Source organism: Vibrio sp. 811 (assembly GCF_033339195.1).
Map to the genome: position 1 here is coordinate 1 of NZ_JAWOUB010000392.1, position 712 is coordinate 712.

Genomic DNA, 712 nt, shown 5'->3' on the forward strand with positions numbered 1-712 from the left:
GTCTTTTATCGCGATAACCAACACAGTTTTGTCATAGTGAGTTTGCTCACTCAGCGTCACTTCAACAATGCCTCTGTCAGTAAACTTCACGGCGTTATTGAGTAAATTAAACAACACTTGACGAAGGCGCGCTTTGTCGTTGTCATACCAGCGTCCCACAGGGACTAACGACGTCACCTTAAACTGCAATCCTTTCTCTGCACACAAGGTATGATAAACGCTTTTTATACTGCCGATGATCGATTCTATGGGGAATGGCGAGTTCGAAAACTCTACATGTCCCTGCTCTATCTTGGAGTAATCAAGAATCTCGTTCAGTAGCGTCATCATGTGATCACCAGAATCGTATAATGTACTGAGGTGTTTTCTTTGTTCGTCCGTTAACGGCGTTTTGAGCAGGATTTGGGCGGTGCCGAGTACCCCATTCATCGGCGTACGGATTTCATGCGACAAAGTGGCAAGAAAAGCAGTTTTGGCATTTGTCGACGCTTGGGCTTTTACTCTCTCTTGTTCGAGGTAAATGGTCTTCTCGTTGAATTTGGTAATGAGATGGCCGATTTCGTCCTCACTTCCGTAATCGATATCAATGATCCCGCCAGTTTTGGAATCATCAATTTTTGTAGCGATTCGTACGATAGGTTCGACAATGTATCGGTTAAGTAAATAGTACCCAACGAGAACGCATAGCAATAAGAATGGGATGATGCCGCCT

At 44.4% G+C, this 712-nt stretch carries 1 protein-coding gene; it reads right to left on the minus strand.

Translation table 11 applies throughout. The features are described 5' to 3' along the window. On the minus strand, positions 1–712 hold a 712-nt coding region (locus R7Q46_RS27075; RefSeq protein WP_318078246.1), incomplete at both ends, for a histidine kinase dimerization/phospho-acceptor domain-containing protein.